The organism is Microbacterium oxydans (assembly GCF_000956405.1).
GTDB lineage: Bacteria > Actinomycetota > Actinomycetes > Actinomycetales > Microbacteriaceae > Microbacterium > Microbacterium oxydans_C.
Genome location: NZ_JYIV01000020.1, coordinates 1 through 22,330, shown reverse-complemented (window position 1 = coordinate 22,330; position 22,330 = coordinate 1). Strand labels below are relative to the sequence as shown.

The 22,330-nt window shown below is 65.1% G+C and carries 25 protein-coding genes and 1 rRNA gene; 10 read left to right on the top strand and 16 right to left on the bottom strand.

Translation table 11 applies throughout. The features are described from left to right. Nucleotides 1-45 precede the first annotated feature (45 nt). The 3 genes from RN51_RS05070 to RN51_RS18350 are packed head-to-tail and all read left to right on the top strand — an operon-like array spanning nucleotide 46 to nucleotide 1,231. Nucleotides 46-276: a hypothetical protein gene (locus RN51_RS05070; protein WP_045262966.1), complete on the top strand. Its 231-nt coding sequence runs from the start codon at nucleotides 46-48 to the stop codon at nucleotides 274-276. Then, nucleotides 273-1,037: a 3-keto-5-aminohexanoate cleavage protein gene (locus tag RN51_RS05065; RefSeq protein WP_045262965.1), complete on the top strand. Its 765-nt coding sequence runs from the start codon at nucleotides 273-275 to the stop codon at nucleotides 1,035-1,037. The genes RN51_RS05070 and RN51_RS05065 overlap by 4 nt, the downstream gene beginning before the upstream one ends. A 35-nt stretch (nucleotides 1,038-1,072) precedes the next feature. Then, entirely contained in the window at nucleotides 1,073-1,231 is a 159-nt protein-coding gene (locus tag RN51_RS18350) for a hypothetical protein (RefSeq protein WP_156149098.1), read from the top strand. Here RN51_RS18350 and RN51_RS05060 read toward each other — a convergent pair. From RN51_RS05060 to RN51_RS05050, 3 genes are all read right to left on the bottom strand, one after another. Beyond that, nucleotides 1,222-1,578 (bottom strand): VOC family protein, encoded by a 357-nt coding sequence (locus RN51_RS05060; RefSeq protein ID WP_331454183.1) that lies wholly within the window; start codon nucleotides 1,576-1,578, stop codon nucleotides 1,222-1,224. The two genes, RN51_RS18350 and RN51_RS05060, sit on opposite strands and share 10 nt — an antisense overlap. Before the next feature lie 114 nt (nucleotides 1,579-1,692). Further along, nucleotides 1,693-4,053, bottom strand: coding sequence for a M1 family metallopeptidase (locus RN51_RS05055; protein ID WP_045262964.1), 2,361 nt, complete (start codon nucleotides 4,051-4,053; stop codon nucleotides 1,693-1,695). A gap of 204 nt (nucleotides 4,054-4,257) precedes the next feature. Next, entirely contained in the window at nucleotides 4,258-5,259 is a 1,002-nt protein-coding gene (locus RN51_RS05050) for an SDR family NAD(P)-dependent oxidoreductase (protein ID WP_045262963.1), read from the bottom strand. Nucleotides 5,260-5,345: 86 nt separating this feature from the next. Between RN51_RS05050 and RN51_RS05045 the strand changes: the two genes are divergently transcribed. Then, complete coding sequence (locus RN51_RS05045) at nucleotides 5,346-5,915, top strand: TetR/AcrR family transcriptional regulator (RefSeq protein ID WP_231579223.1); 570 nt, start codon at nucleotides 5,346-5,348, stop codon at nucleotides 5,913-5,915. Nucleotides 5,916-5,991: 76 nt separating this feature from the next. After that, nucleotides 5,992-6,858 (top strand): hypothetical protein, encoded by an 867-nt coding sequence (locus RN51_RS05040; RefSeq protein WP_156149097.1) that lies wholly within the window; start codon nucleotides 5,992-5,994, stop codon nucleotides 6,856-6,858. Nucleotides 6,859-7,368: 510 nt separating this feature from the next. On the opposite strand, the gene RN51_RS05030 is transcribed toward RN51_RS05040, so the two are convergent. The 8 genes from RN51_RS05030 to RN51_RS04995 form a co-directional block, all read right to left on the bottom strand. After that, entirely contained in the window at nucleotides 7,369-7,815 is a 447-nt protein-coding gene (locus tag RN51_RS05030) for a GNAT family N-acetyltransferase (RefSeq protein ID WP_045263052.1), read from the bottom strand. 119 nt (nucleotides 7,816-7,934) lie between these two features. After that, complete coding sequence (locus RN51_RS05025) at nucleotides 7,935-8,345, bottom strand: hypothetical protein (RefSeq protein ID WP_156149096.1); 411 nt, start codon at nucleotides 8,343-8,345, stop codon at nucleotides 7,935-7,937. Nucleotides 8,346-8,678: 333 nt separating this feature from the next. Beyond that, nucleotides 8,679-9,998: an RNA polymerase sigma factor gene (locus tag RN51_RS05020; RefSeq protein WP_082066424.1), complete on the bottom strand. Its 1,320-nt coding sequence runs from the start codon at nucleotides 9,996-9,998 to the stop codon at nucleotides 8,679-8,681. After that, a complete protein-coding gene (locus RN51_RS05015; RefSeq protein ID WP_017202934.1) occupies nucleotides 9,974-10,315 on the bottom strand; it encodes a YciI family protein in 342 nt (113 codons plus the stop codon). The genes RN51_RS05020 and RN51_RS05015 overlap by 25 nt, the downstream gene beginning before the upstream one ends. Nucleotides 10,316-10,433: 118 nt before the next feature. Continuing rightward, a complete protein-coding gene (locus RN51_RS05010; protein WP_028501445.1) occupies nucleotides 10,434-10,862 on the bottom strand; it encodes a hypothetical protein in 429 nt (142 codons plus the stop codon). Nucleotides 10,863-10,942: 80 nt separating this feature from the next. Continuing rightward, the gene (locus tag RN51_RS05005) at nucleotides 10,943-11,659 is read right to left on the bottom strand and encodes a hypothetical protein (RefSeq protein ID WP_156149095.1); all 717 of its coding nucleotides are present in this window, start codon (nucleotides 11,657-11,659) and stop codon (nucleotides 10,943-10,945) included. A gap of 1 nt (nucleotide 11,660) precedes the next feature. After that, on the bottom strand, nucleotides 11,661-12,257 hold the full coding sequence (locus tag RN51_RS05000; protein WP_045262957.1) for a hypothetical protein: 597 nt from the start codon (nucleotides 12,255-12,257) through the stop codon (nucleotides 11,661-11,663). Between the two features lie 615 nt (nucleotides 12,258-12,872). Further along, nucleotides 12,873-13,394 (bottom strand): DUF4188 domain-containing protein, encoded by a 522-nt coding sequence (locus RN51_RS04995; protein ID WP_045262956.1) that lies wholly within the window; start codon nucleotides 13,392-13,394, stop codon nucleotides 12,873-12,875. 70 nt (nucleotides 13,395-13,464) lie between these two features. Here RN51_RS04995 and RN51_RS04990 point away from each other — a divergent pair, with 70 nt between their 5' ends. Next, a complete protein-coding gene (locus RN51_RS04990) occupies nucleotides 13,465-14,085 on the top strand; it encodes a MerR family transcriptional regulator (protein WP_045262955.1) in 621 nt (206 codons plus the stop codon). Here RN51_RS04990 and RN51_RS04985 read toward each other — a convergent pair. Both RN51_RS04985 and RN51_RS04980 read right to left on the bottom strand, forming a co-directional pair. Further along, complete coding sequence (locus tag RN51_RS04985; protein WP_045262954.1) at nucleotides 14,075-15,811, bottom strand: DUF2075 domain-containing protein; 1,737 nt, start codon at nucleotides 15,809-15,811, stop codon at nucleotides 14,075-14,077. The two genes, RN51_RS04990 and RN51_RS04985, sit on opposite strands and share 11 nt — an antisense overlap. Then, entirely contained in the window at nucleotides 15,808-16,143 is a 336-nt protein-coding gene (locus RN51_RS04980) for a nucleotide pyrophosphohydrolase (protein WP_045262953.1), read from the bottom strand. Before RN51_RS04980 ends, RN51_RS04985 begins: the two co-directional genes overlap by 4 nt. A gap of 69 nt (nucleotides 16,144-16,212) precedes the next feature. On the opposite strand from RN51_RS04980, the gene RN51_RS18165 reads away from it, so the two are divergent. Further along, complete coding sequence (locus RN51_RS18165) at nucleotides 16,213-16,623, top strand: (deoxy)nucleoside triphosphate pyrophosphohydrolase (RefSeq protein WP_082066422.1); 411 nt, start codon at nucleotides 16,213-16,215, stop codon at nucleotides 16,621-16,623. Here RN51_RS18165 and RN51_RS04975 read toward each other — a convergent pair. Continuing rightward, nucleotides 16,613-17,695 carry a YDG/SRA domain-containing protein gene (locus RN51_RS04975; protein WP_231579222.1) on the bottom strand — a complete coding sequence of 361 codons (1,083 nt, stop codon included), beginning with the start codon at nucleotides 17,693-17,695 and terminating at the stop codon, nucleotides 16,613-16,615. The genes RN51_RS18165 and RN51_RS04975 overlap by 11 nt on opposite strands. 96 nt (nucleotides 17,696-17,791) lie before the next feature. Here RN51_RS04975 and RN51_RS04970 point away from each other — a divergent pair, with 96 nt between their 5' ends. Then, nucleotides 17,792-18,877 carry a type I restriction endonuclease gene (locus tag RN51_RS04970; protein WP_045262952.1) on the top strand — a complete coding sequence of 362 codons (1,086 nt, stop codon included), beginning with the start codon at nucleotides 17,792-17,794 and terminating at the stop codon, nucleotides 18,875-18,877. A 45-nt stretch (nucleotides 18,878-18,922) separates the two neighbouring features. On the opposite strand, the gene RN51_RS04965 is transcribed toward RN51_RS04970, so the two are convergent. Both RN51_RS04965 and RN51_RS04960 read right to left on the bottom strand, forming a co-directional pair. Next, entirely contained in the window at nucleotides 18,923-20,053 is a 1,131-nt protein-coding gene (locus RN51_RS04965; protein ID WP_045262951.1) for a GTPase family protein, read from the bottom strand. A 93-nt stretch (nucleotides 20,054-20,146) separates the two neighbouring features. After that, complete coding sequence (locus RN51_RS04960; protein ID WP_231579221.1) at nucleotides 20,147-21,088, bottom strand: G5 domain-containing protein; 942 nt, start codon at nucleotides 21,086-21,088, stop codon at nucleotides 20,147-20,149. 150 nt (nucleotides 21,089-21,238) lie between these two features. Here RN51_RS04960 and RN51_RS04955 point away from each other — a divergent pair, with 150 nt between their 5' ends. Both RN51_RS04955 and RN51_RS04950 read left to right on the top strand, forming a co-directional pair. Continuing rightward, the gene (locus tag RN51_RS04955) at nucleotides 21,239-21,748 is read left to right on the top strand and encodes a hypothetical protein (RefSeq protein WP_045262950.1); all 510 of its coding nucleotides are present in this window, start codon (nucleotides 21,239-21,241) and stop codon (nucleotides 21,746-21,748) included. 518 nt (nucleotides 21,749-22,266) lie between these two features. Beyond that, nucleotides 22,267-22,330, top strand: a 16S ribosomal RNA gene (locus RN51_RS04950); the annotation flags it as partial.

The following is a 22,330-nucleotide window of genomic DNA, read 5'->3' as shown; positions in this document are numbered from 1 at the left end:
TCGGTGGTCTCACGTAGAAAGGAATGTGAGAGAAGGGATCCCGCCATGGCTGCAGGCGACATCGAGACGTTCCACCGCAACGGCATCTGGTTCAACCGCATCGAGGGTGAATCGCAGACGTTGGGCAGCAGCTTCATGAGCGAGGCCGAGGCGGTCAAGGTCGGCCGCAGCGCGGCGGTCGCGCGTCAGGTCGAGCACACGGTGCGCACTGAAGAGTGCCCGTCGACCGATGCCTCTTCCTACGAGTTGCACCCGCGCGAGCTGATCGGCCGATGACCGCGGCGGATTCCGACCCGCCCGCCCGGTCTGCACGTCCACTGCTGCAGGCGTGCGTGAACGGCGCGCGTGATGCGGTCGAGCACCCGTGGTTGAGTGCGGATGCCTCGGTCGTGGCCGACGATGCCGCGCGCGCGGTGGCTGCGGGGGCGGATGAGGTGCATGTGCACCCGAAGGATGCCGCCGGTCGAGACAGCCTCGCCGCCGACGATGTCGCTCGCTGGGTGACGGCGGTCCGCGCGTCGAGCCCCGGAGTGCCGGTCGGCGTGACGACGGGCGCATGGGCCGAACCCGATGTCGAGCGACGGCTCGCCGCCATCGGGGCGTGGACGGAGCTGCCTGATCTCGCGTCGGTCAACTGGCACGAGGCCGGTGCCGACGACGTGGCGGCGTTGCTGCTGAAGCGTGGCGTCGCGGTCGAGGTCGGGTTGTGGGACGCGGCCGGATTCGAGGTGTGGAAGCGGTCGCCCGTTCGTGGGCAGTGCTTGCGGGTGCTGATCGAGCTCCCCGATGAGCCGACCGAGGTGCTGCGCGACCACGCCGAGGGGATGATCGCCCACGTGCAGCTCGAGGAACCCGACCTCCCTATCCTGCTGCACGGCGAGGAGGGGTCGACCTGGCCCGTGTTCGACCTCGCTGTCGAGTTCGGCCTGGCGTCACGCATCGGCCTGGAAGACACGCTGCTGCTCCCCGACGGGGCGACCGCTCCCGGCAATGCCGCGTTGGTGCGGGCGGCCGTGGCGCGGATGCGGGGAGTCTGATCGGGCGGGTGCGTGGGGTGCGGCATCCTGGGGCGATGTTCTCCGACTCGCTCGTACCCCTCCTTCTCATGAACCTCGCGTTCATCCTCATCGGGATTCTGATCACATGGCTGGTGATCTACTCCGCCGTGCGTGCGGCACTGACCTCGCACCGGCAGGCGATGGCGCGGGACGGGCGGTCCGGTCAGGTGTGATCGGACCGGTTCCAGCCTGACCAATCCGGGCGATCGACGATGCAGAAGCGGTTGCCTTCCGGGTCTTCCATGATCACGTAGTCGGCGTCGGCCGGACGTCCGTCCCAGTGCACCTCGCGCGCGCCCAGGTCGAGGAGCCTCTGCACCTCGACTGCCTGATCCTCGGCGTAGATGTCGAGGTGGATGCGCGGAGGCAGCACGCGTTCGGAGCGGTGGGCGTCGAGGGCGATGCAGGGAGCGTCGGCGTCGCGCGGCTTCAACACGACCCAGTCGTCATCCGCCGGGTCGCGTTCGACGTAGTCGAGGGCTGCCTTCCAGAACGCGGACTGCGAGGGAAGGTCCGTCACGCGGATCACGATCTACACGAGCTTCAGCATGGAGCGAGTGTAGGACTGCCCGTGAGCGCGGGGTAGAGCGAACATCGGGGGATGCCGCGATCGGGTCACGGCATCCCCGATGTCTCAGGCGGCGTCGACGTGGTGGCGGCGACGCCGGGCGATGACAGCCCCGCCGAGCAGGAGCAGCAGCACGCCGACGATCGCTCCGCCGACGGGCAGCTCTGCACCCGTCTGACCTAGCTGGCCGGTGCTCGGGCCGGCGCCACCCGGGGCGGTGGCTCCGCCGCCGGAGGTCACCGCGGGCGCCACGGCTTCGGTGGCGGCACTCGTGACGGAACCGGCGCGGAATCCGTCGAGTGTCCCGGTCACGGTGACCGTGATCCGTTTGCCGAGGGCACCCGCGGGCACGACGAACCGGGCGTCCGGCGCGGCCGCGCGGGCTGAGCTGATGACAGGTTCACCGTCGATCGCCCACGAGTAGCTGAGTGTCGTGCCTGCCGGCCACCCTTCCGAGGTCGCGGTCAGGGTCTCGCCGATGGCGGCCGTGCCTGTGATCGTCGGTGGTGTGGTCGGTGCGACCTTTTCCATGACGGACAGGTCCGCGACGCAGGTGACGCAGGTGCCGCCGAGGCTCGCGACGCGTGCGGTCGCCGAGAAGGCGCCGCTCGGTGCGTCCGCTGCGATGTCGATCGAGAATGCGATGCCCGCCACCGTGCCCGGCGGGGTGCCGGCGGGCACTGTCCAGGTCAGCGTGGTGCCGTCGAGGACCATGCTGGGCGGCGGGGTGAACGAGGTCGTTCGTGACAGCACCTCGCTGAGATCGACCGTGACCACGGATGAGGCCAGTGCGACCCGGCCCGTGTTGGTGGCGCTGAGGTAGTAGGTGACGCTGTCGCCGGTGTCGAGCGGTTCCGTCGCCGGCACGCCGGTGGTCAACGAGAGCGACAGCTTGTCGGGCCAGGCGGGCTTGCCTGGTTCGAGGATCCAGTCGTTCCAGAGGGCCGTGATGTCGCGGCCGGAGAGCTCCTCGGCGAGGGCTTTGAGGTCGGCGCTCGTGCGGCTCTGACCGGCGAAGCGCGTCTGCCATTCCTTGATCAGTGCGAAGAACGCGTCGTCGCCGATTGAGATCTTCAGTGCCTCCCAGAACTGCGCGCTGCGGGTGTAGGTCTGGTAACCGTAGAGTTCGTCCGAGGCGGTCTGCGCGCCCGGGGGGATGTTCCAGTCCGAGCTCGACGCGGCCTTGTTGTTCCACGACGTGAAGTAGCTCTGCTCCGTGCTCGTGCCCCCGCCGAAGCCCGCGGCGCTGTTGTAGTGGGTCGGCCCCCAGGTGGCCATGCCCTCGCCGATCCAGATGTCGGTCCAGGTGGTCGGTGCGACGTTGTTGCCGTACCACTGATGGACGAGCTCGTGGATGAGGGTGTTGCCGTTCACGGAGTTCGCGCTCGGGAAGAACGAGCGGTCCTGCGTCTCGAGCGCGTAGTTGACGCCGCTGGGCACCGTGTCGACGATCACGCCCGTGCTGTTGCCGGGGTAGGGGCCGTACATCGACTCGAGGTTGCGGGTGATGGTCTCGAGCTGTGCGACGCGGTTGCGGATGGTGGTCTTGTTCGCGTCACTGAGCCCCGTGTCCATGAACGACCAGGAGGGGATGGTGCGGCCATCGGTCAGGGTGATCGAGCCCTCGATCACGTCGAAGCGGCCGATCGCGATGACCGCGAGCTCGGAGGCCATCGGATTGTCCTGTCGCCATACCCAGGTGGTGCGGTCGCCCGAGACGGTCTTCGACTTCAGCTCGCCGTTGCTGGCGACGGCCGCATTGCCCTGCACGCCGGCCACGTTGGCGAGCACCGAGGGGGCATCCACCGAGATCGTGTAGGTGGCTTTGTCGCTCGGGGTGTTGTTGTGGGGGAATCCGGCCATCGTGCCGATCGGCTGTCCGAGGAGGATCGCGCCGTCGTTCGTGCCGTTCCAGCCCTCGAAGGCGCCGTCGCTGTCGACGTGCACCACTGGCGTGCCGTGATAGGTGATGGCGACTATGAAGTCCCCGTCGACCGGGGTGGAGGGGGTGACGATGAGCTTGAACTTCTCGGTGGCCTCGTCGATCTCGCGCGTCCAGGTGGCGGGGACTCCGTTGACGACCACGGCGTCGACGCTCATGCCCTCGAAGTCGAGGGAGAAGGTGCGCAACGGTGAGAGCGCGCGGGCGGTCATGGTGGTCGTGGCCGTCGTGATGTCCCCGGTGATGAGTCCGTTCGCGACTCCGGTCGGGCTCCAGCTGAGGGAGACGACGTAGTCGAGGGCGTCGTATCCGCCGTTGCCGATGTTCGGGAACATGGGGTCGCCCGAGGTGTGGGCTCCGTCGATCGGGTCTGCGGCGGCGGCCGCGGCGGGTAGTGATGTGGCGAGGAGGGATCCGGCGAGGAGAGCGGTGATCGGAAGAGTCGCGATCAGTCGTCTACGGCTGGCAGAGGTCAGTCGAGGCATGGGTGCTTTCGGATAGGCAGAACTCGGGGCGACCGGTCACGTCGTCGTGGTGCGGAGGGGGCTTGTGGCCCTGGTTTTCTGAATCTAGGGCAGGTGTGTTTCCGATACATATCCTGGCGGATGCCTGTACGTCACGGGACGCGTGGGGGAAGACGAAACGCTCCCGCTGTCGGTCAGCGGGAGCGTTTCGTCGCGGGTGCGGGCTTACTGCACGGACCAGCCGCCGTCGGAGGCGAGGATGGCGCCGTTGATGTTCACGGCGTCGTCCGACAGCAGGAAGGTGATCGAGGCGGCCAGGTGCTCGGCGGTCGCGACGGTCGGGATGGCCTGCTGGAACGGGGCGAGGCGGCCGGAGCCGTACTCGGACATGTGCGGGGGCATCGGGATGCCGGTGGCGACGCCGCCCGGGGCGACGGAGTTCACGCGGATGCCCTTCGGCCCGTACATGAACGCTGCCGACTTGGTGACGCCGATGATGCCGTGCTTGCTGGCCGTGTAGGCGTTGCCCGAGGCGTTGCCGCGCAGGCCCGCCTCGCTCGACACGTTGAGGATCGCGCCGCGACCGGCCGCTTCCATCACGGGGATGACCGCGCGCATGAGCTTGAACGGAGCCGTGAGGTTGATCGCGATGACGCGGTCCCAGACGGCATCCGGGGTCTCGCCGGCAGGGGAGAAGTCGTCGTTGATGCCGGCGACGTTCGCGAGGCCGTCGATGCGGTCGCCCGCGGCGGCGAGCACGGCGTCGATCGCGTCCTGCTTGGTGAGGTCGCCTGCGACCGTGACGATGTCGGCGTCCGGGAGCTCGGCCTTGAGGGCGTCGAGCTTCTCGGCGGCGATGTCGCTGGCGATCACGCGTCCGCCTTCCCGGGCGATGCGCGAGGCGGTGGCCTTGCCGATGCCGGATGCGGCGCCCGTGACGATGACGGTCTTGCCGGCGAAGCGGCCGGAGGTGACCTTCTCGGTCCAGCCCTCGGAGTCGTCGGCCTCGGGGATCTCGCCGTTGTTCGCGGCGCGCACGAGGTCGTCGACGACCGACTGCGGGAGCTGGCCCTGGCTCATGGCGACGAGCTGCTGCAGGGGGAGTCCGAGCACGGGGGTGAGGAGTTCGGGGTCGGCGCCCGTCTTCTCGAAGAGTCCGCGGATGAGAGGCCCGCCGGTGGGGTCGTTCATCCAGTCGCCGATGGTGGAGTGTGCGGTGAGGGCCATGCTCGTTCTCCTTGCTCGGGTGCCGTTGTAGTTTCGCAACGGTGCGTCTACTTATGTTCCAGTGTACGCCTGAGTACGGTGGATGGGTGCCTCGACCTCGCAGTGAGAAAGCCCGCCAGTCCGTGCTGGACGCGATGCGGCGCGCGCTCGCCGCAGACGGATACGACGCCGTGACGATCGAGGGCCTCGCGGCTGAGGCGGAAGTGTCGAAGCAGACGATCTACCGGTGGTGGCCGTCGAAGGCCGCGATCCTCGGAGAGGCGTTGCTCGAGGGCGTGGTCCCTGGTTCGGATGTCGTCGTGCCGATGACTGACGACCTCGGAGCCGACCTGCGCGCCTGGTTCACGGCGGTGTCCGTAGGGCTTGCGCGGCCCGAGGGCGTGTCGCTGGCGCGGGCGCTGATCGAGGTGACGGCGGCTGATCCTGAGTTGGGGCTCGTCTTGAACGAGCGGCTGGCGGCGCCGATCCGGGAGTGGGTGTCGGAGCGGGTGGCGCGCGGACGGGCTGCGGGGGATGTGCGGGCGGATGTGGATGCGGGGGCGATCGCGGATCAGTTCATCGCGATGGCGTCGTACTCCGCGCTGATCGGGCAGCCGTTGAGTGCGGAGCGGGTGGAGGAGACGGTGGTGCGGTTGCTGCGGGGGATTGCGGCGTAGGCAGTCCTTGAGCTGACCGGGAGTCCGCCAGCATTGCATACTGGTATGTCCTCATTCGTGTGCTTATGTGGTTCGCATGACGAATACTGCTTCCCGCCGGACCGTTCTCTGCGGGAGCGCACTAAGTCTCGTTCTTGCTCTCGTGCCGTTCACTGCGCAGGCATCCGTTCCCGAAGAATCCGACGACATCACGGGTGTCCTCGAGGATGCGGAGGTTGCCGCCGTGGGCGCTTCCACGCCGGCGGACGCCGAAGTGCCTGCGCTGCAGATGGATGGGGGTTCTGCATCTGTGGCTCTGGACGGGATCAATGTGGACGTCACCCTCGGCGCTTCCGAGAACGCGGCGATCTCGGAAGCCGGGCAGTATGCACTCGCGGAGGGCGAATCTGTGACATACGCCGTCAGCTTTCCTGAGGAGGGGGCGACGCGGCTCTCCGCAATGCTGTCGGACCCGCTCGGAGAAGATCCCCAGTGGACCTTCAACGGTGGCACTCAGCTGCTTCTCCTCGACGATGGTTCGGTCTCTGTGTCGAACGCCAATGGCTTCGTGGGAGGCATCGAAGCTCCCTGGGCTATTGACGCTGCGGGTCAGGCGCTCCCCACGCGCTACGAGATCTCCGGCTCAACCCTGTCGCAGATTGTGGACACGACCGGAGCGGTTTTCCCCGTCGTCGCGGATCCCACCGTTCAGTTCTTCGGGCCGTACATTCAAGTCCACCTGAACAAAGCGGAGAGTCGCGCAGCGATCGGCGGCTACGCAGCTTGTGCCGGAGTGCTGAGCAAGTCTCCTGTGCCGTTCGCAAAGCTCCTCCAGGTCTCTTGTGCGACAGTCGCCGCGATCGGGGCGTCGCAGTTGGTGGGCAATCGATGCATCTCAATCCACTACGTCGTCGGTATCGGTGGACCCGCGGGCGTCTGGTGGCCGTGGGTACGGAATTGCTAGGACGCAAGCATGGGGTACGTCGTTGCAGGGGTGGCTCTTCTTCTTTGGGGAATCTTGGTCGGACGAGCGGGACGGAAGCTGGGTGTGGTTCTCTCGCTCATTCCCGTGGCCGTGTGGTTCGGGTTCTTGGCTTGGTTCGAGTGGACCGGCACGCTTGACTGTCCAGCCGGAGATGCGCTCCCCGCTTACCTCGTGATCGGACTTCTCGCGTTCCTCGCCGGATCGAACCTCGCCGGGTGGACCGTCGCCTCGCGTAAGGCGCGACGGAAGCCATGATCGACGTGTTGACGCGAAACTGTCGGGAGGGATGTGCCGCCCCGACCGATCGTCATCGTGGTGGAGAGCGATGACAACCCCGGCCGCAGGCTACGAGCCCGGTATCGAGGATGGGTCCTCGGCAATCGTGTGATCGCGGTGCTCAACCAGCGTTGCGGAGTACCGATTGACGAAGCACGCTCGCGTCAGTCACGAACGAGGCCGTGACGATCGAGGGCTTCACGGAGTGGGTAACTAGTCCGTGGCGGGGGTGAATCGGAGCACGTTCGTCTCACGTCTGTGGAACCCGACGGACTCGTAAAGTCGCAGCGCGGATTCTCGGGATGGGCGGGAAGTGAGCTCGAGCGTCCGGACTCCGCGCTCTTGCGCGAGCTGCGTCATGTGCTCCAGGAGGAGCCGCGCGACGCCGCGCCCGCGTGCCGCCTCGTCGACCACGACGTCTTCGACATGGCCGCGCAATCCGGTCAGGGAAGGTGCGGTCACGAGAGTCGCGGTGCCGACGATGCGCCCAGAGTCACGTGCAACCAAGAGCTCCGTCGCCTCGTGCGCGATGACCGCCTCGGTTCGAGCGCGGTCGAATGCCGCGGATGCGGAGAGCTGTACCAGGAGCGATGCGATTGCTTCGGCGTCTGCGTCCGTGAGAGCGTGCAGCGCTTCGATCGTCGGGGTCGACTGGTTCATCTCGGTACCGTAGCCCGATTCGGGGCGGATCGCCGCGCCACGAACGGTGTGCGGGCAGGGGATGGCCCCGCCGCCCTGACGGGCAGCGGGGCCGGATGAGCTGAGCTGTAGGCCCTTGGTCACTCTTTTCGGAAGAGGATGCTCCCGAAGCCGACGAGCATGAGGCATGCGCCAAGCAGGCCGGTCAGAGCGGCAGGTGCGAGGTTCCCAGCCGTGTGCTCAGCGTCTGAGATGTAGCCCTCAGCAATCGCCATGACGATGGCGAGGATGATGACGCCGGCACCGACGAATCCTATGCCGACCATTGCTCGTCTCGTTCGTTGCTTCACAATCGCTCCTACGGGTTGCATCCTGCGGCCGAGACGTCGCTGTACCTCATCACCATGTGCAGCTCGCCACCGCTTCATCATGTGGGCGTACCACATGGCGGCAAGGAGCCCCGTGGCAACGAAGAGCCAGGAACCGAGCTCGGGGAAGCGGACGGACAGTACCGTCGCGGCCACGATCAGCAAGCCCATCGCGACCGTCACGCTCAACTGGCGACCGGGTTCCGTGATCACGCCGAACCAGCTTCGAGGTTCGCATCTCAGTGCGGTCGTTCGATGGTGATTCATGATGAGTCCTCCTGGATGTCAGAATCGACCCGCCTGTCTCATAGAAGCTCGCAAAGGAGGACCAAAGCAATATATTCGCGGACATCTTCGCTGGCCTCCTCGTCATCGGTGCCGCGACTGGGGCAGGTATCGCTCTCGAGTCGATATGCAGTGAGTAGGACCGATCTCGCGATCGCATGGAAGCGATCGCGGTGAGGATCGGAGGCCTGGAGCGGCCGGACTCTTCGGTGCCGGCTAGGTTGGTGCCGGCTAGGTCGACGCCGAGGCGATGTCGTCAGCGTGCTGGGAGTATGACCGTCGCTCGCGTTCCGTCGGGGCGGTGCGTGCGGCATCGCGAAACGCGGATCTCGCTTCTTCGACGCGCCTGAGGCGCTGCAGGAGATCTCCCCGCACCGCTGAGTAGAGGTGGTGTCCTCCCAGCGAGCTCTCGAGCGCCTCCGTCAGCGCGAGGGCTTCGGCCGGTCGTCCCGCGTTCGCGACGGCGACCGCACGGTTCAGCCGTACGAACGGCGATGCATCCACCTGTTCCAGCACCCCATAGATGTCGGCGATGCGGGCGTGGTCGATCTCCGTCCCCGAGGCAGGGCGGACGTACTCGGCCGCGACGGTGGCGCGGATGAGGTGCCGTCCGCCGTGGATGCCCGCCCGTGCCGCCTCGTCTACGGCGCCGTCAAGAAGCCGCAGCCCTTCCTCGATCTCGGAGACGTCCCACAGTTCGCGATCCTGTTCGTCGAACGGCACGGACAGGCCGTCGGTCGTCGTGCGTGCTGCGCGGCGGGAGTGTTGAAGAAGCAGGAGGGCGAGAAGCCCCGTGAACTCGAGTCGAGCCGGGGAATCCGCGGGGAGTAGCTGCCGGCACAGCCGAGCAAGTCGGATCGCCTCGACGCCGGGATCGGGCTGGAGCGTCGGATCGGAATAGCCGATGGTGAACAGGGCGGACAGAACCTCGCAGACGCTGGCACTTCGACTGTCGAGCTGCGCGGCATCCGGAACGCGGTACGGGATGTTCGCGTGCGCGATCTTGGCTCGAGCGCGCACGAGTCTCTTCTCCATCGTCGCGGGTGCGACCGCGAAGATCGCGGCGAGCTGTTCGATCGACACGTTCAGGACCGTGCGGAGCGTCAACGCCGCGCGGGCTTCCAAGGTCAGCGCGGGATGGCAGGCGGTGAAGATCAGCTTCAGCCTCTCGTCCCCGTGCGGGAACGCGTCGTGGTCGTCGGCTTTCGGGGTGATGTCGGACCTCTGGTGCGGCTCGTGCTCCAGGCGTGCCACCGCCCGGCGCTCGGCGTCAGCGTGACGGACGAGGTCGATCGCGCGGCGGCGGGCGACGGTCGTGACCCAGGCGGCGGGGTTCGCCGGAACCCCGTCGCCTGGCCACCGCTCGACTGCTCGCGCCAGAGCGTCCTGCACGGCGTCTTCGGCGAGAGTCCAGTCGTGGACTGTGCCGATCACGCTCGCGACCACACGGCCGTACTCGATCGACGCCACGTGTCGCACGGCGGCCATGGCATCCGGAAAAGTGCCCGGCGACTCCTCCGGGGTGGTCACATCGTCGACCCGAGCGGCCACACGGGGCGCACCTCCACCAAGCCGAATCGGGCCATCGGGTGTGCGGCGGCGATCTCGATCGCGGCGTCGAGGTCGTCGGCGTCGATCACGTCGAACCCGGCGATCCATTCGCGGCTCTCGGTGAACGGTCCGTCGGCCACGATCCGCTCGCCAGCTCGGACGCGCACGGTCGTGGCGTCTTCGACAGGCCGCAGACGGTCGCCCAAGACATAGGAGCCGCTGTCCTGCAGCGACGCCACCCACTCCCCGGCGTTGTCCTCGGCCTCGACGTAGGGCTCAGCGGTGGGGTCGGTGCAGATGAAAAGTACGTAGCGCATGTGTTCTCCTCCAGGTCTTTCTACATCTACTTACCCAGACGACGGACGACCACCAGCGCACAGGACACAGATCCGGGAAATGGATTGCGTCGAAACACTGAACGCGAAGGGGTGGGCCTCAGAAATCTCCCTCGGCCACCTGGAAGCAGACCAGTCCGCGGGACCGCCACATCTCGACCACGCTGCGGCGGTCATCGACCACGCCGATCACGGAGAAGTGCGGTTCGATGTGGGCGTCGTAGATCTCGGCCTTGACGATGTTGTCGGCGCGCTGGTCGCCCGTGCGGCGGAGCAGGAGGCGGTCGAACGGGATCTCGTTGAACGTCAGCCAGGCCTCGGTGGCGCGACGGGCGGTCTCGTCGCGGCCCGAGACCACGATGAGCGCGTCGACGTCGGGGTGCGCGGCGAACGCTTGAGCTGCGACGACGACCGGGTGGTTCGGGGTGTCGATCGATACGTTGCGCATGTCGTACGGCGAGCGGTCGCCGATGAGTGCGAGGGTGCCGTCGACGTCGAAGATCCAGGCGCGCGGGCGATCGGTGGGCATGGTGTGAGGGTAGTGGGTTCCGCGTCGGTCGGTGTTGAGCGAGGCGGCACGGTGATGTGGTTCCGGATTAGCGGTGGCGCCTAACGTCGTCGGATGCGCTGGAGATCGGCGTCGTCGATGTCTTGGAATCCGAGTGCGATGGGAGCGAAGCGAGTGCCGTAGAAGTCCGCATCATCGGTGCAGGAGAAGTCCACGCTGATCGCCCCGTTTTCGGGGCTGAGTACGATCTCGTCTGCTGTCACGTCGGCTGACCCTGTGCGGAACTCGTTCACCGCTGCCATTGTCGCCGGAACGGGAAGGTCTGCGCGCGTACATCCTTCGATCGCCGCAACAGCCGCTTTGGCCTCATCGGTGGCGAACTCTTCGCGCGACGCCTCGGAGAACGTCCACGACCCGACGTCGACCGGCACGGGGTCAGTCGAACCCTCGTAGACAAGACCGACGGAGGTGAAAGAGAGGCCGTTCGGTGGGACGTCGACCGCGAAGGTGATGTTGCCGAGCTGGAAGCCGTCAGATCCTTCGCCTCGGATGATGTCGAACTGGCCAGGGCCGACGGATGCGTCGCCGGGTAGCTCGACGCCCGTCAGGCCAGTCCAGATCGGATCGCCCTCCTCCGCGATGAAGATGAGGTTGACGGGGTAGGGCTCTCCCTCGGCGAGGACCACGTCTGCCGAGGTGACGGCGAACGAGGGCGGAGAGCTCCGTGGGGGTTCAGCTTCCGACGCACAGGCCGTAGCGCAGGCCAGGACCATGCCGAGCACGATCGCGGCCTCCGCTATCCGTCTTGCTCCGCTCACGTCACTGGTAGTACACGACGAGATACTGATCGTTGGTGGGCGAGTACAGGTAGCCGTAGGTCCAGGGGGACCCGGGGAGCTGCGTGCCGTTCTGGTAGTACGTGGACTTGACGTAGTAGCGGTTGAAGTTGGATGCGAGCCCGAGCTTTGAGTACCTGCTGCTGCTTGCGGCGATGTTGACCGTGATCGAGTAGCTCCTGGTCGCGCTCGCTGAGACGCCGAGGTTGCTGGCTGCGCCGGCTGCAGAAATGCCGACGCTGGCATCGATGGTGGCGTTGACGGTGGTGGCGGAGCTCCACGAATAGCCGGTCGACCGGGCCCAGGCGCCGGTCAGATACCGGACGAAGCTCTTCGAGATGAGGACAGGGCCGCTCACCTTCGTGGCCTTCTTGATCGGGGCGCCGCAAGCGACGCAGTCGGGTGAATCCGAGTCCTCAGCGGCGGCAAGGCCGAAGTTCGACGTGCTCGTGCTGATGGTGCTCGCCGTGGTGGAGGTCAGCGAGCCGGCGTCGGCCGGCGTGGCCGATGCACCCGTGAGTGCTGTTGCACCGATCGCGAGCGTCGTGATCAGCCCCGCGATCTGAATTCGTTTCTTCATGTGCTGCCCCTCAATCGGTCGACTTCACTGTCGCTGTTGAAGCCATTGAAGACCACGTATGAGTGCACAAGCAATATATTCGAGGTCGCTGTTCATGAACGCGGAGCCGGGGTGGACTCGCCATTCTCCTCGCGGACCAGGCGAGCGCCGGGGCTTCTCGGTCCGTCGTGGAGCTTCTCCATCTGACCCGGTTCCTGCTCGGGGTCAGGCTCGGAGCCAACGGGGCTGACTGCCGTCACGACCGTTTCGGCGGGAGGGCCTGGGGTGCTCCGGAAGGTCGGGTGCAGCGCTCGGATCGTGGCCGAAGCATGCGATGAGTGCGAACCGCGACCACAAGGCGATGAGTACGATTCGTCGCGTGGTGCATAGACGCGAGCGATGCCATCGCCCTGACGTCGTTGCCGCAAGGGTCGTACACTCTCATGAGCACCCGAGCCGGTTCGAGTCAGCCGTGGGGTGGTGCTCAGACGGCTCGCTCCGACGGCGACTATCGGCCCCTCCTCAAGGCACGGAACAACGCTGTGACGCGCATCGCGTTTGAGGACCCGACGAAGCGGGCATGGTGCTGGGCTCCGGAACGTGGACTCGAGCCGCGAACGATGCGGAAAAGATGGCCTAGACCGAGCGCTCACCTTCGATCGGTGCCGAGGGTGACGTGCCCGTCCGCCCGTCTGCAAACCGCGCCTGGGCTCGGTCGTGCCGTTTGCCGACGGGGACGAGTTCCGTGGCCTTCGGCAGCCCCATCGGCTTCGTCGAGACGTAGATGCTCTCCGCGGTGTCGACGCGGAAGGTCTCGTGCCAGACGCCCACGGCTCCCGGAGCCTTTCGGGCTGCGCGGTTGAAGGCGGTCCAGGCGGGGCGGTGCTGCTGGTTCGGGCTGGACGCGTAGGCGTACAGCTTGTCGACGGATGACCAGTACTGCACGACGTAGGGTCCGCCCGAGCCGAAGAGCAGGTGGTAGCCGAGCATGCCCGAGTCGGGGTCGGTGCTGAGCTCGCGCAGCATCCCCGGCATGGCGAAGAAGGCCGGCATCCACAGGTCGGGTCGCCACCAGCGGTTGATCTGCATCCCGATGTGGAACACGACGAGCTCGCCCTCGTGGCGGTGGGTCATGCGGCCCGTGATGACTTTCGACATGATGTCTCCTTGATTGGATAGCGTCGCTATCCATAATGGATAGCGCTACTATCGAAGTCAAGAGGTGGCCATGAGGATTTCCGAACTGTCAGCCCAGACCGGCGTGACCGTGCCGACGATCAAGTACTACCTACGCGAGGGGCTGCTGCCCGAGGGTGAGCGGTCGTCTGCGACTCAGGCCGCGTACGGCGAGAAGCACGTGGAGCGGCTGCGGGTGATCCGGGCCCTGCTCGACGCAGGGGTGAGCATTGCCGAGACGCGGCGGGTGCTCGGGGCGCTGGATGATCCGCCGGAGAGTGCGCACGAGCTGCTGGGGGCAGCGCATGCGGCGATCACTCCGCCGGTGGATGAGTCGCTGGACTTGACGGATGCTGAGGCTCTTGTCGCGGGGCTCGGGTGGAAGCCGGGGATGTGCGATCAGGCGGTACTGCATGCGGTCGCGCGGGCGCTGCAGGGGTTGGAGCGCGTCGGGTTCATTGTGCCGGATGCGGCGATGGCGGAGTATCTCGCGAGTGCGCGGCGGATTGCGGAGGCGGAGATTGCGGGGGTGCCGGGGGAGTCTGCGGAGGCGGCCGTGCGGTACGTGGTGCTGGGGTCGGTGTTGGTGGAGCCGTTGTTGCTGGCGTTGCGCCGGGTGGCGCAACAGGTTGCGTCGGGGGAGCGGTTCAGTGGAGACGGAGCTAGAGGATGAGCGCCGCCAGCCGCTCTCTCAGGGCTGGATCGCACACGTAGATGTAAGTTCCACGCATCCCCCGCGTCAACAGCACTCCATAGATGTTCCGGATGAACGTCAGCAGGTCGCCGTCCCCGAATGCATGCTTCAGGTGCCCGGTGTTCTCCTTGCCCTTCTTGTCCCGATAGCTCTCGCGATCAGCAACGATCCTCCCAGTTGCCGGGTCGAGGCGGAGGTCCGGACCTATGATGACGCCGGCGTAGTTCAGGTCGTATCCCTGCACGGTGTGGATCGAGCCGACTTCCTCAAGTGACCCCTTCGAGTTGATCCAGTCCCTATCCGTGCCGTTCCACCGCAGTCGCTCACCGTCAAGCTCGATGTCGAAGGCGTCAGGGTTCTTCTTTGACACCCAATCCCACGCGTAGCCTGCGACGAGGCGGGAAAGGCCTACCTCGGCATCCTTCTGGCGGATGGCATCGCGCATCTCTCCGAGGTTGTCGAAGAGGCGGAGCTCATACTCGCCGAGGTCAGGGAGCGACCGCGCTTCATCCCGCAGGACGGCGCGCACGAACTCGACATAGTCTGCGCCAGCCTGCACGCGCATCTGGGTCGTCAGCCGGAAGAAGCGGTGCGCGTCCTTCGCTCCGGCGATCTCTGTACTAAGTGCCGCCGGGGAAAGATCATGAGGTCGCACACTCTGCTCCCCATCGACGAGCAGGAGCCGATGCTTGCTCCGAGCCTTGATCCAGTCGAGCTGAGTGTGGCGAGGGTCGTCGCTTCCGAACAGCGCCTCGTTGATCTCCCGGAACTTCTTGTTTTGCACGCCTGATGCTTGGTTGGCTCGTTGTCCGAGGCGATGGGTCTCGTCGACGAGGACGAGGTCGAAAGTCTCGTCCGATTCACCGAGCTGGAACGGTGACATCACCATCGCAGCATCGAGCTTGGGGGTCTTCTTGAAGACCTTCTTCACCGACATTCGCAGAGACTGCTGTGGGATCACGAGAGCCATGCGAAGAGTTTTGAGCAGCTCGCGATTCTCGGGGACGAAGAACTCCGAGAACATCGAGTCCGGCTCGACTCCGTCGCGGTCGTCGTAGTCCCGGATATCGGCGAGCAACTTCATCAGGAAGATCGCGATGATCGTCTTGCCAGTCCCCGGATCGCCTTGGACTACCAGCGTCGACCGAGCGCCGGGGTCCTGAAGATCTTCGAGCAGACCTTCCAGGATGTCCATGATCGCGATGCCTTGGTCATCGGTCAGCGCTTTGAAGGGCGAAAGCTTGAACAGGTCGGAGTTCTCGATTTGCGGGATGCTGCGCGAGAAGAGTCCCTCTGCGCGTAGCGCCTCGAACACGTCGCGGAAGGACTCACGGTAGAGGGCGCGGTCGTAGTACTGAGCATCTGTCAGACCGTCGTTGCCATTGAGGATGCGGTACTGGCCGTCGCCCGAGAACCAGCGAATGAGATGCGATTCAAGGTCGAGACAGACTGACTTGTTGAACGTGTGATCCACGACGACGCGGATCGACTCAAGCGACTCGTTCTTCTTCGAGCCGGCGAGGTGCTGACGCATGCGGGTGGCAGCGCTCACTGTCTCGCCGACGTAGAGTCCAGGAGAGCTGCGCTGGGCGTCGCCTTCGATTACATAGACAACAGGCCAATTAGTGTGCCGGGCGTCGTCGCGCGCCCACGTATCAACGGCGTCGCGGCGGAAAGGGAGGCGCTGGATGCTGAAATCTGTCACTCCGGCGCCTCGGAAAGCTTGGTGTACTTGGTCATGCGGCCCTTGGCCAGCTCGACGGGATACTTCGCCTTCGTCGACTCCAACTTCTTCATGATGATGTCGTCGAGGTCTACGCCGATCTTGTTCGCGAGGTGGATGCAGTAGGTGACGACATCCGCGAGCTCCGCTTCCACCTGGTCCTGCTCGAAGTCAGGCGACCACTGGAAGCACTCGAGGAGTTCGCCGGCCTCAATCGAGATGCTCTTGGCGAGGTTCTCCGGCGAGTGGAATTGATCCCAGTCGCGCTCAGCTACGAAGGCGCGGAGGGCGGCGAGAGTCTGCGGCGACGGCATGATGCGACGCTAGCAGGGTCGGGGTAGGGGCCCGAGAGCACTCCCTGTTAGCTTGCTTCCGGAGGCGTAGTGAGCGAGAGCCGAGTTATTGAGGTCGTTGCAGCCGTCATCGAGCATGACGGCAAGATCCTCGCGTGCCGCCGTCGACTTGAGAAGGCGGCTGGAGGGAAGTGGGAGTTTCCCGGGGGCAAACTCGAAAAGGGTGAGACGAATAGCGAGGCTTTAGTTCGAGAGATACAAGAAGAGCTCAGCACCTCCATCGAGGTCATCGCCCCACTTCGAACCGATGAGACCCGGGTCGGCGAGAGCACGATCCGCCTGATTTGTCTTCGCGCCAGGCTGCTTGGAGAGCCACCGACGCAGAGTCTCGACCATGATGAACTGCGTTGGGTTACTCATAGCGACCTACCTGATCTCGATTGGGCTGCCCCGGACCTGCCTGCAGTCGCGGAACTTGCAGCCGGGGACCTTAATCGATGACCACGAACCCCTCGTCATCGCGGACGACTAGGAGGATGCCCAGATCGGACAGCAAGGCTTCGAGGTGAGCGATTGGTCTGCTGGGAAGCAGGATGACGGGGATTCCGGGCCTGCCGGACTCCCGAACCAGCCGGGAGTAGTCGAGGACTTGTCCAATCGCGGTGCGGACATATTCGCGAGCGGGCGACTTCTTCGCTTCGACGACCCAGCCTGACTCCGAGACGTAGAGATCGGGCTCGATCGTGGCTCCTGCGGAGCTCAGGCGAAGGCGCTGAGGCGTCTGACCACGAGACTTGACCCACTGCCCGAATTCCGTCTGCAACTTGAACTCGATTCGGGAGACGACGCGCTCGCCAGGGATGAGTGGTGCTCCGATGACGTACGACGAAGACTCGGGAGGTGTCCAATAGCAGGTCTGCGCGCTTTCTGGGGCGGGCGCGGATGGCGCATCGAGTGCTTCCACATCGGCGTCAACCGGAACGAGCTTGAAGATGATTCCTTCGCGAGGATTCCCGTCGGAGTCCGGGATTGTCTCGATACTGAACGCTGGCTCGCCGGTGGTGAACTCCCCTACGTAGGTGACGTAGGTGCCCTGTTTTGTGAACAGGCGGATGGGGCGGCCGTTTACGGCGGCGTCTCGAAGCGCAGCGTTCCCGCGGGCGAATACTTGCGGACCGTACTGACCTTCGCCCGTGTAGAGAAAGGAACCGTCTCCCTGCAGCCCTTCAAAGGCGTCGTACCCGTGCCTCGCTCCGCTTTCCGGGCTAGTGATGACGAGTATGTCGGGAATCGACTTGGGCGTGATGATCCCGCCCTGCTCTTGACCCCTGTAGGCAGCGTGCAACTCTCGCCGCAGCACAGTGTCGCCGATCTCCAATGCCCAGACAATCGGGTCGGTGGGTCGGAGCTGCCGATCGAACTGAGCCCGCACCGCGTCAGCCTGACTGTCCTCGAGTTCCCATCGATTGAGGCTTTCGGGCAGCCTGCCGTATTGCTCCCGAAGGAAGGCGCGGATTCGCTTCTGGGTGACGTTCAGTTCGAGCGAGAGTCGGGCCGGCGTCGTAGAGCTCACGCGACGCAGCATATCGATATGCCGCACCGCACATGCTTCACCCCAAGGTCCGCTATCGTCTGGACTAAAGCGTGTTCAACGAAGAGCGGAGTAACGGTGGAGTTTTCAGAGCGTCTCGATTCCCTCGCAACGAAGGTGAAGAACCAGGCGACGGCGATCGGGACGGAGGAGGCGACGAAGAACGCATTCGTCATGCCGTTCATCTCGACGATTCTTGGCTATGACGTCTTCGACCCGCTGGAGGTCGTCCCCGAGTTCACGGCCGACGTCGGGACCAAGAAGGGCGAGAAGATTGACTACGCCATCATGCGCGACAGCGAGGTTCAGATCCTCATCGAGTGCAAGCCATCGATGGGATCCCTCAAGATCGAGCACGCTTCGCAGCTCTTCCGCTACTTCGCCGTCACGAACGCGCGCATCGCAGTTCTGACGAACGGTGTTGTCTGGCACTTCTACACAGACCTCGATGCTCCGAACCGCATGGATGCAAAGCCGTTCCTTGTCCTCGACCTGCTGGACATCGACGAGACTTTGATTCCCGAGATCCAGAAGCTGAGCAAGGAGAGTTTCGACCTCGACTCGATCATCAGCGCGGCGGAGGAGCTCAAGTACATCGGAGCTCTGAAGCGAGAGATTGCAAGCCAATTCCGCGAGCCGACGGACGAGTGGATCAAGTTCTTCGCAACGCGTGTCTACGACGGCTCTTACACACAGAAAGTGCGGCAGCAGTTCACTGGGCTGGTTGGCAAAGCTGCGCACCAGTTCCTGAACGAGCGCGTGAATGATCGATTGAAGACCGCCCTCGGCGTGAGCGGAATTACGCACACGTCAGACCCTTCGCCGGCGACGAGTGCTGAGGTCGCGGAAGCAGACCTCGACCGCGACACCGAGATTGAGACCACTCTCGAAGAGCTAGAGGGCTACCAGATCGTGAAGGCGATCGCCTGTGGCGAGGTCAAGCCGCAGCGCGTCACGCACCGCGATGCGAAGAGCTACTTCGCTGTGCTGCTCGATGACAACAACCGGAAGCCTGTGGCCCGCCTTCACTTCAACGGGAAGCAGAAGTACCTGGGGCTGTTGGACGAGGATAAGGTCGAGACGCGGCACGCGATCGAAGAGCTCGATGAGATCTACGCGCACGCGGATGGAATCCGCGAGGCCGTTCGCAGATACAAGGACTAGTCCGAAGGGTGGGTGGCGGCGCCTCGGTTGGGTGCGGACCGCCGCTCAACCCCGCCCGCCACTCACCTTCTTGAACCACACGCCGACCTGCGTCTGGAACAGCTCGCGGACCAGGTTGCTGTCGAGCGCACCATCGACGCCTCGCAGTCGACCCTGCGTGAGTTCACCGCAGACCACCGCCCACGCGTATCCGATCGCCAGGGTGAACGTGCTGGCGACGGTGCCCGAGATCACCCCACCCACCACCGTTCCCGCTCCGGGGATGAACTTCAGGAGGCCGGCGACGGCGCTTCGTCCTGCGGCAGAGACGGCGACGGTCGCCGCGGTCGCCGCGATCGTGGCGGTCTCGACCCTGACGCCGTAGATCGCCGCGACCCTCGCCATCATCCCGAGCTGAATGGGGATGAGCACACCGGCGTCCGCGACGGGGATCGGGATCGCTCCGACCGTCAACGCCGCCGTGGCAGCCGCGCGGACAACTGTTTGAGCTTGCTTGCGCTTTCTTGCCAGATCGACTTTCTGGGCGGCTGCGAACGCTGCTTCAACACCCTCGGGAGCTGCGCGAAACGTGGCATCCACGAGCTCCGTGAGCCCGTGCTGCACCTGGCCGGTGAACTCGTCCGCCGTCGACATCACCAGGATCGGACGACCGCCCACGATCGGCAGGCCGAGCCCGGCGATGTGATCCGCCAGGGTCAGAGCGTCGGCGTGATACTCGCCGTTCCGAGACGGCACCTGTGTCAGGACGGCGACGACGGGCAGGCCGAGCTCGTGCAGGCGACGGATGAACTCCGCCTCGGTGTCCTCGAACCGTCGGTCCGTCGCCCGGACGCAGTACCAGGCGACGTGGATCTGCTCGGAGAGAGGCCGCTGGCGCATCGTCTTCAGGTAGTCGCCGAGTTCGCGGATCAGCTCATCGGTGTCCTTGCCGATCTCGAGGCCACGCGTGTCGAGCAGGCCGAGGAAGCCGGAACGATGGATATAGAGATGCTCGTCCATCGTCACGGGCTCGCCGACTCCGGTGGGAGCGACCTCTTCGCCGAAGATCGCGTTGATCAGCGTCGACTTCCCGACACCCGTCTTGCCGAAGATGGCGAGGTTGAAGCGGCCGATCTCATCCGCCTGCTCTTTCCACTGACTGCGGAACTCGTCTTCAGAGAAGGTCTCACCCGTCATTGCGCACTCCCTCTGAGGCTGTGGCCCCGATCCCCGAGGCGTCGCGCCCCCGCTGAGGACTAGCGTATCGACGGGTGGTGGCGCAGGCCTGTCTCAGTCGCAGGCGATCCCGTCACCGTCCCGGTCGAGGTCGTACACATCCGGCCCCACCACCTGCAGCGGCCCGCGCACATACGCCGGTCCGTTCCCGCTCCCGCCCGCGCAGTCCACGTCCGACGCGATCGGCACGCACACCCCGGCGTAGCTCGAGTGGCACTGAGTCGCGGGCTGCACCAGAGGCACCGGTGCCGGCGCAGGCTGTCGCGTTCCGTTCGATGTCACCTCGTTCACCGGAGCGACGGTGATGATCTCGCCGATGACTTCGCGCAGCACTTCCACGCCGTCCACATAGGTCACGCGGTAGGTGGTGACCTTGGTTCCGTCGACACCGGCTGTCGTGATGGCGGTCTGTCCGACGTCGAGCTGCGGATCATCGGCCGTCGTCCGCTCGAAAGGAACGACCGTCGACTCTTCGACCTCCTCGAAGGTGGTGGGCTTGGGAGAGGGAGTCGGCTTCTCGGTCTGCGTGGAGACGAACGGCTTGGCGTCCGACGACGATCCTGAGCTCGTCGTGTCCGAACCCGGTCCGCCGAGGGCAGCGTTCGCTCCGGACCCCGCGAACATCAGAACGAACGCGATCCCCAGAGCAGCCCACGCCGCTCCGCGCGAGCGCACGCGAAAGAGCTTCGCCGAGCCGCGCACGATCCCATAGATGGCGACGAAGAAGAGAACCAGCCCTGCGAGGATCATGATGACACCCAGGCTGCGGGTGAGCAGGAGGATGGCGAGCACCAATGCTCCCACGATGAGGACGATCTTCATCCGAGACGACTTCGCCCCTGCGGGCACGGCCTCGACGGGAGTCACAGCTACGGCCGCAGTCGGTGCTTGACCCACAGGTGCGGTGTGCATCGTCCATTGAGTGCCGTCCCACCAGCGCTGCTGCTGTGCGGGGTGCTCGGGGTCGGCGTACCAACCCTGGGGTGCTGCGGGCATCATTGCCCTCCTTCTGCTCAGGCTCTGGGCGAACACTACCGATATTCCGGGGAGCAGGGGAGAGCCCGATCACGGGCGCCGGTGGACGCACTCTTCCCTCCCTCCACATGCTGCGCCATCATGAGACGACCGCCCACCAAGGAGGCCCTCATGTCGCTCGCACCGACCACGTCGGCAACCGCCGCTGCCACGGGCCTTCCCGGCATCGAGATCGTCGCGGAGATCCGCCGCGTCCTGATCACGACACTGCTCGCCGTCTTCGTGTACTCCTCACTCATGGTCGCCAGCAGGAGCTATTGCCCCGGTGGCTTCGACGGGAGCGGGGGCTTCATCGACTCGGACGGACAGTCGACCGACCAGGCGCCCGTGTGCATCGATCTGGCGCTCCGTCCCAGCCCCATGGTGTACATCGGCATCGCCGCGATCGTGCTGATCACGCTGGGGCGAGTGATGAAGGCAAGCGACGAAGCCTCTGCCCTCGGGACACTGAACCGCGCAGCCATCGGAATCGCGGCGCTGGTGGGGGTCGCAATCATCGTCTCCCTCTTCTGGTTCTTCCAGATCCCCTTGGAGGGATTCACCTCCGGGTCGTGGACGGTCTTCAGTCCCTTCCCCTTCGGCAGCATCGACGTGACGAGCACACCCTTGCGCGCCGGGTGAGGCAGGAGAATCACCCGGATCCGCGGGCGTAGGCGCGCGACACGCCCGGCGGTCAGCCCTGATTTGCCGGAACCCCAGAACCCGCGTAACTTATTACTTGTTCGCCCCAAACGGTTGAGCGGAGGTCCTCGGACCGGCTCCCGTCAAGCAGCTAACACCTCCCGAATCCCACACACTCACAGAGTGAACAGGATGAAGGATGCTGATCCGTTCCCACGGTCAGGCCGAAGAAACTCGGACTTGACAACGGAAACAAGATCGGTAAGATAGAGAAGTTGCCCTGCGGGCCTGGCTGTGATGGCTGGGTCGTGGGAGCATCCGATCCTTGAGAACTCAACAGCGTGCACTTGTCAAATGCCAAATTATCCTCGTCTAGCTTCGGCTAGTTGAGAATTCCTTTGGATCAAAGACCAACCTCCTTGTGGGGTTGGCAACGGATAGTCAGCAATGATTTATCTCTTTGGTCAGCATCAAACTCGCTGCGTTCCGGTTTTTCCCCGGTTCGTATGCATTTCTTTTTTACGGAGAGTTTGATCCTGGCTCAGGATGAACGCTGGCGGCGTGCTTAACACATGCAAGTCG

Coding starts and splice junctions, on each gene's coding strand:
- RN51_RS05015 (WP_017202934.1), bottom strand. CDS start 10,315: ATGCGCTACGTACTTTTCATCTGCACCGACCCCACCGCTGAGCCCTAC.
- RN51_RS05040 (WP_156149097.1), top strand. CDS start 5,992: ATGACGAATACTGCTTCCCGCCGGACCGTTCTCTGCGGGAGCGCACTA.
- RN51_RS05050 (WP_045262963.1), bottom strand. CDS start 5,259: ATGGCCCTCACCGCACACTCCACCATCGGCGACTGGATGAACGACCCC.
- RN51_RS05030 (WP_045263052.1), bottom strand. CDS start 7,815: ATGAACCAGTCGACCCCGACGATCGAAGCGCTGCACGCTCTCACGGAC.
- RN51_RS04965 (WP_045262951.1), bottom strand. CDS start 20,053: ATGACGGGTGAGACCTTCTCTGAAGACGAGTTCCGCAGTCAGTGGAAA.
- RN51_RS05065 (WP_045262965.1), top strand. CDS start 273: ATGACCGCGGCGGATTCCGACCCGCCCGCCCGGTCTGCACGTCCACTG.
- RN51_RS04960 (WP_231579221.1), bottom strand. CDS start 21,088: ATGCCCGCAGCACCCCAGGGTTGGTACGCCGACCCCGAGCACCCCGCA.
- RN51_RS05070 (WP_045262966.1), top strand. CDS start 46: ATGGCTGCAGGCGACATCGAGACGTTCCACCGCAACGGCATCTGGTTC.
- RN51_RS05000 (WP_045262957.1), bottom strand. CDS start 12,257: ATGAAGAAACGAATTCAGATCGCGGGGCTGATCACGACGCTCGCGATC.
- RN51_RS05055 (WP_045262964.1), bottom strand. CDS start 4,053: ATGCCTCGACTGACCTCTGCCAGCCGTAGACGACTGATCGCGACTCTT.
- RN51_RS04955 (WP_045262950.1), top strand. CDS start 21,239: ATGTCGCTCGCACCGACCACGTCGGCAACCGCCGCTGCCACGGGCCTT.
- RN51_RS05010 (WP_028501445.1), bottom strand. CDS start 10,862: ATGCCCACCGATCGCCCGCGCGCCTGGATCTTCGACGTCGACGGCACC.
- RN51_RS04995 (WP_045262956.1), bottom strand. CDS start 13,394: ATGTCGAAAGTCATCACGGGCCGCATGACCCACCGCCACGAGGGCGAG.
- RN51_RS04980 (WP_045262953.1), bottom strand. CDS start 16,143: ATGCCGTCGCCGCAGACTCTCGCCGCCCTCCGCGCCTTCGTAGCTGAG.
- RN51_RS04990 (WP_045262955.1), top strand. CDS start 13,465: ATGAGGATTTCCGAACTGTCAGCCCAGACCGGCGTGACCGTGCCGACG.
- RN51_RS18350 (WP_156149098.1), top strand. CDS start 1,073: ATGTTCTCCGACTCGCTCGTACCCCTCCTTCTCATGAACCTCGCGTTC.